At 52.7% G+C, this 7293-nt stretch carries 5 protein-coding genes; all 5 read right to left on the reverse strand.

Features of this window, described 5'->3' with window-relative positions; genetic code table 11:
- Positions 1-53: 53 nt before the first annotated feature.
- The 5 genes from aldB to ACJHYD_RS22585 all read right to left on the reverse strand — a co-directional run bounded on the left by aldB (position 54) and on the right by ACJHYD_RS22585 (position 7072).
- Positions 54-1592: an aldehyde dehydrogenase AldB gene (gene aldB / locus ACJHYD_RS22565; protein ID WP_001551836.1), complete on the reverse strand. Its 1539-nt coding sequence runs from the start codon at positions 1590-1592 to the stop codon at positions 54-56.
- 200 nt (positions 1593-1792) lie between these two features.
- The gene (yiaY, locus tag ACJHYD_RS22570; protein WP_000741501.1) at positions 1793-2944 is read right to left on the reverse strand and encodes an L-threonine dehydrogenase; all 1152 of its coding nucleotides are present in this window, start codon (positions 2942-2944) and stop codon (positions 1793-1795) included.
- A 189-nt stretch (positions 2945-3133) separates the two neighbouring features.
- Positions 3134-4978 (reverse strand): selenocysteine-specific translation elongation factor, encoded by a 1845-nt coding sequence (gene selB, locus ACJHYD_RS22575; RefSeq protein ID WP_001551838.1) that lies wholly within the window; start codon positions 4976-4978, stop codon positions 3134-3136.
- Positions 4975-6366: an L-seryl-tRNA(Sec) selenium transferase gene (selA, locus tag ACJHYD_RS22580; RefSeq protein ID WP_000206248.1), complete on the reverse strand. Its 1392-nt coding sequence runs from the start codon at positions 6364-6366 to the stop codon at positions 4975-4977. The genes selB and selA overlap by 4 nt, the downstream gene beginning before the upstream one ends.
- Before the next feature lie 97 nt (positions 6367-6463).
- The gene (locus tag ACJHYD_RS22585; protein ID WP_000779792.1) at positions 6464-7072 is read right to left on the reverse strand and encodes a glutathione S-transferase; all 609 of its coding nucleotides are present in this window, start codon (positions 7070-7072) and stop codon (positions 6464-6466) included.
- Positions 7073-7293 lie beyond the last annotated feature (221 nt).

The raw sequence follows: 7293 nt of genomic DNA on the forward strand, positions 1-7293 counted from the left end.
ACGCGCAAACGTCGCATCAGGCAATGAATACCCGATGCGACCAGCTTCTTACATCAGAACAGCCCCAACGGTTTATCCGAGTAGCTCACCAGCAGGCACTTGGTTTGCTGGTAATGCTCCAGCATCATCTTGTGGGTTTCACGGCCGATACCTGATTGTTTGTAGCCACCAAACGCCGCATGTGCCGGGTAAGCGTGATAACAGTTGGTCCACACGCGCCCGGCCTGTATGCCGCGCCCCATCTTATAGGCCAGATTACCGTTGCGGCTCCAGACGCCCGCGCCCAGGCCATATTGCGTGTCATTCGCCAGCTCCAGCGCCTCGTCCATTGTTTTGAAGGTGGTTACCGCCAGCACCGGGCCAAAAATCTCCTCCTGGAACACGCGCATATTATTCTGACCAAACAGAATCGTCGGTTCGAGGTAGTAGCCGTCTTTCAGTTCGCCTTCCAGCAGCTTGCGCCGCCCGCCGGTGAGCACGTCTGCGCCCTCTTTTTTACCAATATCAATGTAGTTGAGGATGGTTTCCAGTTGCCCGTGAGAAACCTGCGCGCCCATTTGCGTCACGCTGTCGAGCGGGTTACCGCTACGAATACTTTCAACACGGCGGATGGCGCGTTCCATGAAGCGTTCGTAGATAGACTCCTGCACTAAAGCACGGCTTGGACAGGTGCAAACTTCGCCCTGGTTAAAGGCAAACAGTGCAAAGCCTTCCAGCGCTTTATCGAAAAAGGCATCTTCTTCATCCATCACATCAGCAAAGAAGATATTTGGCGACTTACCGCCCAGTTCCAGGGTTACCGGAATAATATTTTGCGTGGCGTACTGCATAATTTGTTGGCCCACTTCCGTTGAGCCGGTAAACGCCACTTTGGCGATGCGTTTCGAGGTCGCCAGATATTCGCCAATTTCCCCACCAGCGCCGTTAACCACGTTCACCACGCCCGGCGGCAGTAAATCACCGACGATTTCCATTAGCAGCAGTACAGAAAGCGGGGTAAGACGTGCGGGTTTCAGCACCACACAGTTGCCCGCCGCCAGCGCGGGAGCCATTTTCCAGCTCGCCATCAGCAGCGGGAAGTTCCACGGGATAATCTGCCCCACCACGCCTAACGGTTCATGGAAATGATAGGCCACGGTTTCGCTATCAACTTCACTGATCCCGCCTTCCTGCGCCCGAATACACGAGGCGAAATAGCGGAAATGGTCAATCGCCAGCGGTACATCAGCAGCACTGGTTTCGCGAATGGGTTTGCCGTTATCCCAGGTTTCAGCCGTCGCTAACAGTTCAAGGTTTTGTTCCATTCGATCGGCAATCTTAAACAGAATCGCCGCACGATCCTGCACCGAAGTATGCGCCCATTTATCTTTCACTTTGTGCGCAGCATCCAGCGCCAGATCGATGTCTCGTTTGCCCGAAGACGCCACTTCGCACAGCAGCTGCCCGGTCACCGGCGTCAGGTTCTGGTAATACTCACCATCGGCAGGGGCTACCCATTCGCCGCCAATAAAGTTGTCATAGCGGGTTTTTAACTTGAGGGGGAAACCATACTCGCCGGGCTTAATCTGTGCTGAAGGGGGATTATTGGTCATGATCGTCTCCTTGCGGTGTGAGGTATAACAAGGGTAGACGTGGCTGGCGAAATCTTCGCCAGTCGGTAACAGCTTTACGACGGCTATCACGAATTTACGGGCAAGGATTACAGAGATAACTAAAACTCTCTCAAAAATCGCAAATTTTGAGATAGTTTAAAAAATGGCTGACAATTAGCCAGCCATTGGGGGAATGATGATTACATCGCAGCGCGATAAATTGCCACAATCTCTTCGTGAGTTGCCTGAATCGGGTTAGTAAACCCACACGCATCTTTCAGGGCATTGGTGGCCAGTACCGCGAAATCCTCTTCTTTCACGTTCAGGTCACGCAGGCCTGCCGGGATATTCACTTTCTTCGCCAGTTCACGGATGGCATTGATGCACGCTTCTGCGCCTTCCGCGTCATTTTTGCCTGTCACGTTAACGCCCATGGCAGCAGCACAGTCACGCAGACGCGCAGCAGCGACTTTGCTGTTGAACACCTGAACGTGTGGCAGCAGAACAGCATTACATACACCGTGTGGCAGGTTGTAGAAACCGCCCAGTTGGTGCGCCATCGCATGAACATAACCAAGAGATGCGTTGTTGAACGCCATACCAGCGAGGAACTGGGCATAAGCCATTGCTTCACGCGCTTTAGCATTGCTGCCATCTTCAACGGCTAACGGCAGGTTTTCGGCAATCATGGTCACCGCTTTCAGTGCACAAGCGTCAGTGATCGGCGTTGCAGCGATAGAAACATACGCTTCGATAGCGTGTGTTAAGGCATCCATACCCGTTGCGGCGGTCAGTGACTTCGGCATACCGATCATCAGCGAGGAGTCATTGACAGAAAGCAACGGAGTTACATGTTTATCAACAATCGCCATTTTGATATGACGCGCTTCGTCAGTGATGATGCAGAAACGGGTCATTTCAGAGGCCGTACCCGCCGTGGTATTGATGGCGATCATCGGCAGCTGCGGTTTTGCAGAGCGGTCAACGCCTTCGTAATCGCGAATATCGCCACCATTGGCTGCCACCAGCGCAATACCTTTTGCGCAGTCGTGTGGAGAACCACCGCCTAAGGAAATCACGCTATCGCAATTATTTTCTTTAAGTAATTTCAAACCTGCAGCGACGTTTTCCGTGGTGGGGTTAGGTTGGGTGCCATCATAAATAACGCTAAAAATATTGCGTTCTTCCAGTGCTTTTTGCACATCACCCGCCATACCCAATTTCGTTAACATATTGTCAGTGACAATTAAGGTACGGGTAAATCCATAATCTGCCATCATATTCATTGCATCATTCAATGAATCAGCACCAATAACATTCACGGAAGGAATAAAAAAGGTTGAAGCTGCCATAACACACTCCTGAAAGTGTAAAAAAGGGCGGGCAGCTTACTGAGGATTTTCATTCAAAAATATGATCAGTATTATTGATTATCAAAATTAATCTAATAAAAAGCACATTGTATTCATTAAACAATGTGCTTTTTTTAAATTCATAAGAATTTTGTATTAATTTATTTTAAAACTTAATTAATCATTTCCTTATTTTTCCGGAAATAATAATGCGTCGCGCAATAAATGATCATTTCCACGACGACGCGTAAAGCCAATGCGGTCAAAATATTCCAAAATCTGAATTGCCAGCTTTCGGCCTACGCCTAAGCGATCGCGGAAATCCGCCGCGCAGGTTGAACCACATTCCTGATCGAGATCGCGGATCATATTGGCAAACTCGACAATCCGATCGTTACGGTAATAACGATCTTTAACGATCGCGGTAATTATCCCCTGCTGCGCCGCCTGACGTAGCGTCAGACGCATTGCCTGCTCGTCGGTTCCCGTCTCTTTTGCCAGGTCTCGCACCCACCACGGTTCGTCACCAAACAGTGGCTCTGCTTTTTGCCAGATGGCCTGCTGCTCTTCGCTGAAGCCCGCTTTGTGATCCGGCAGATGCAGCCAGCCGTGATGACTGAGGATGTCGCCGCTTTCGCGCATCTTTTCAATCAGCAACAGTACCAGCGCTTCATCTTCCATTGGCAACGCCATACGTCGCAGACGTTCGCGCCCAGGACCAGGTTCATCGCGATGTTGCTCATGATAAGTCGCTAATGTGTCGAGAATTTTCCGCTGCCAGCGGGCGGCAACCGGCGCATTCAACAAGCTATAACCAGCCTGAATATAGCCAGGCTGTTGCAGCAGTTCGCGCATCCCTTCGCCGTTGAGCTGCCGTGCCCAGGCGAAATCTGCAAGGTTAACCGCTCCGCGTTCCAGATGAACAGATAACGCATCGGCATCGCTCTGCGCTCGTGCAAGAGACGCCAGCCATTGCAGATATTCCGGCTTACGCTTACCGCGACGCGGCGGGTTAAGCATCACCACACGCGCCCCCGCCAGCGTGTTGCGGGCCGAGATATCGCGCAGCACTAAGCGATCGTTATCCGCCAGCCACAGCGGCGTGTCGAATACCAGCTCGGCAAGGTTATCTTCCAGCAGCGAAACGCGTCCCGTGACGTGGCTGGCGGCGTGGTGAATATGCAGCGGCTGCCACTGGGTCAGCGGTGTATGGGTTTGAAGCTCGACAATCACCCGTGTGAACGGCTCCGGCGGCGCATCGGTAAGCAGCCAGTCGCCACGGTTAATCTGCTCTTTTTCCGCATCACCCGCGATGTTAAGCGCGATACGCTGCCCGGCATGGGCGGTTTCTGTTGGCTGGTTTTGTGCATGCAGCGCACGTACACGCATCGGTTTATTTACACCAGTCAGCCAGAGTGAATCGCCTACCTTCACTTCCCCGCTTAACGCCGTACCGGTGACGACCAGCCCGGCACCTTTTACGGTAAATGCACGGTCGATCGCGAGGCGGAAACTATGTTGGCTGGCGTGTTCACGTTCTGGTAACTGAAGCAAATGCTCGCGCAGGGCATCAATTCCCCGACCTTCGGTTGCTGCGGTGATAAACAGTTTTGCCTCAGCAAAACCGTATTCCCGCAGCACCTCCTTTACCTGGCGTTCAACCTCATCAACACGCGCTTCGTCCACGCGATCGGCTTTGGTCAGCGCCACTGTCAGCATCGGGTTACCGGTCAGCTGCAAAATCGCCAGATGCTCACGAGTCTGAGCCATCACGCCGTCATCGCACGCCACCACCAACAGCGCGTGATCGATACCACCAACGCCCGCCAGCATGTTGGAAAGAAACTTTTCATGACCGGGTACGTCGATAAAACCAGGCACGCGACCATCCGGCTGCGGCCAGTAGGCATAACCGAGATCGATGGTCATGCCGCGCTTTTTTTCTTCCGGCAGACGGTCGGCATTTACGCCAGTAATCGCCTGCAATAAGGTTGTTTTGCCGTGGTCAACGTGTCCGGCAGTCGCAATAATCATTTCAACAACATCTCCAAAAACCGTTGCTCATTTTCAAGGCAGCGTAAATCCAGCCACAATCGTCCGTCATAAATACGACCAATCACCGGCACTGGCAATTCACGCCAGCGGGCGGCTAATGACTCAAGGTGGCTACCGCGTCCATCATGGGGTGTAAACGTTAATGCCGCGCTCGGCAGGCGATCAACCGGCAGCGAACCACTGCCAATCTGCGAAAGACATGGCATAACCTGTACCGCAAACTCCGCGCCGTAATGTGCGGCAAGGGGGGCCTGTAAACGTTGTGCCTGGATTTGAATGACCTCTGCGCTGCGGGTAAGCAGGCGCAGGGTCGGTAATTTTTCACTCAGTGCTTCAGGGTGTAAATAAAGACGCAACGTGGCTTCCAGCGCCGCGAGGGTCATTTTATCCGCGCGTAATGCACGCTTCAGCGGGTGGCTTTGCAGGCGGGCGATCATCTCTTTTTTACCAACAATAATTCCTGCCTGCGGCCCGCCTAACAACTTGTCGCCGGAGAAGCTCACCAGACTGACACCCGCCGCAATCAACTCCTGCGGCATTGGCTCTTTCGGCAAACCGTACTGGCTAAGATCAACCAGCGAGCCACTGCCTAAATCAGTCACTACGGGAACATCCAGCTCTTTGCCGAGCGCCACCAGTTCCGCTTCATCTATCGCTTTGGTGAATCCCTGAATGCTGTAGTTACTGGTATGTACTTTCATCAACAGCGCGGTATTTTCATTCACCGCCTGACGATAATCATTAGCGTGCGTGCGGTTGGTGGTCCCCACTTCGTGTAGGGTGCAGCCTGCCTGACGCATGACATCAGGAATACGAAACGCGCCGCCAATCTCCACCAGTTCGCCGCGAGATACCACCACCTCTTTCCCGCTGGCAGTGGCCGCCAACATCAATAACACCGCCGCCGCATTGTTATTAACGATACAGGCATCTTCCGCTCCCGTAATGCGGCACAGCAGCTGCGCCAGCGCCCGATCGCGATGTCCGCGTCCGGCGTCGTCCAGATCGTACTCGAGGGTCACTGGCGAACGCATAGCCTGCGCAACGGCTTCCACTGCGGCTTCTGCCTGTAAAGCTCGCCCAAGATTGGTATGCAGCACGGTTCCCGTCAGGTTGATCACCGGACGCAGCGCGCTCTGCGCCTCCTTCGTCAGTCGGGCATCGACTTCTTGCGCCCAGTTTTCACACCATGCGGGCAGCGTCTGGCTGTCACGAATCACTTCTCGCGCTTCGTCAAGCATCTGACGCAGCAATTCCACCACGCGGGTGTGACCATAAGTATCACGCAAAGAAAGGAAGGAGCTATCGCGCAATAAGCGATCAATAGCCGGAAGTTGACTATAGAGGGAACGCGTTTCGGTTGTCATAGGAAACCTGGCTGATCAAGGCCCTCTCACACGGAGAAGGGCGTTTAACATAACCACGGATTGTAACGTGAGATGGGTCAGGAGGACATATCGCGCATCAAGCCTTTGGCGGTTCGGTGCGAGCAAAACTTTCGCGGCTAAACAGGTTTTCGACCAGTTTGACTAAGTGTGGGCGGTCGACACACCAACCTGGCGCAACGCGGCGGAAATTGAGATATCCGACGGCACAGGCAATGGCGATAGTCGCCAGATTGACCGTATCGGTTTTGAGTGTGCCATCGACCAGATATCCTTCCAGCACATCCAGACTGCGGTTGATTTTCTCCCGCTGGCGTAACAATTCATCTTCAGACTGCTGCGCCGCCGGACGCGCCTGTTCACGCACCGATACCAGTCCGGCATCCATAATGCCATCCGCCAGCGCCTCAATTTTGCGCACCCGCAACGACTCCAGCGGATCGCGCGGCAACATCGCCGGAGCGACATTCATTAATTCAATATATTCAGCGATGATCGGCGAATCAAACCAGCATTCGCCCTCTTCGGTCACCAGCACCGGCACTTTTCCTAACGGGTTAAATTGCGCCACGCCGTTGTCCGCGTTATAGGGCAGTTCATTAATAAATTCGAAAGTTATGCCCTTTTCTAACAACAGAATAGAAAGTTTGCGTACAAACGGGCTGGTGTAGCTACCGACGAGTTTCATGCCGAGTCCTTTGTGCGAGGAAAAATATCAGTATGGCCTGGTGATGGGAAAAAGGGCAGAAAATGTTGATGGTTTGTTACTTCCCAATAAATCACATATTTATCATGGTGATATAAATATTTTCCTAATTGTTCTTATCTGACAGATATCTCACTTAAGGCTTTCTTATAAATCTGTAGGGTTTCGCCTGTCAGCAGACAAATAACCCGATAAAACAAGGA

It is taken from the genome of Escherichia sp. WS1368 (assembly GCF_046487485.1).
GTDB classification, from domain to species: Bacteria; Pseudomonadota; Gammaproteobacteria; order Enterobacterales; family Enterobacteriaceae; genus Escherichia; species Escherichia coli.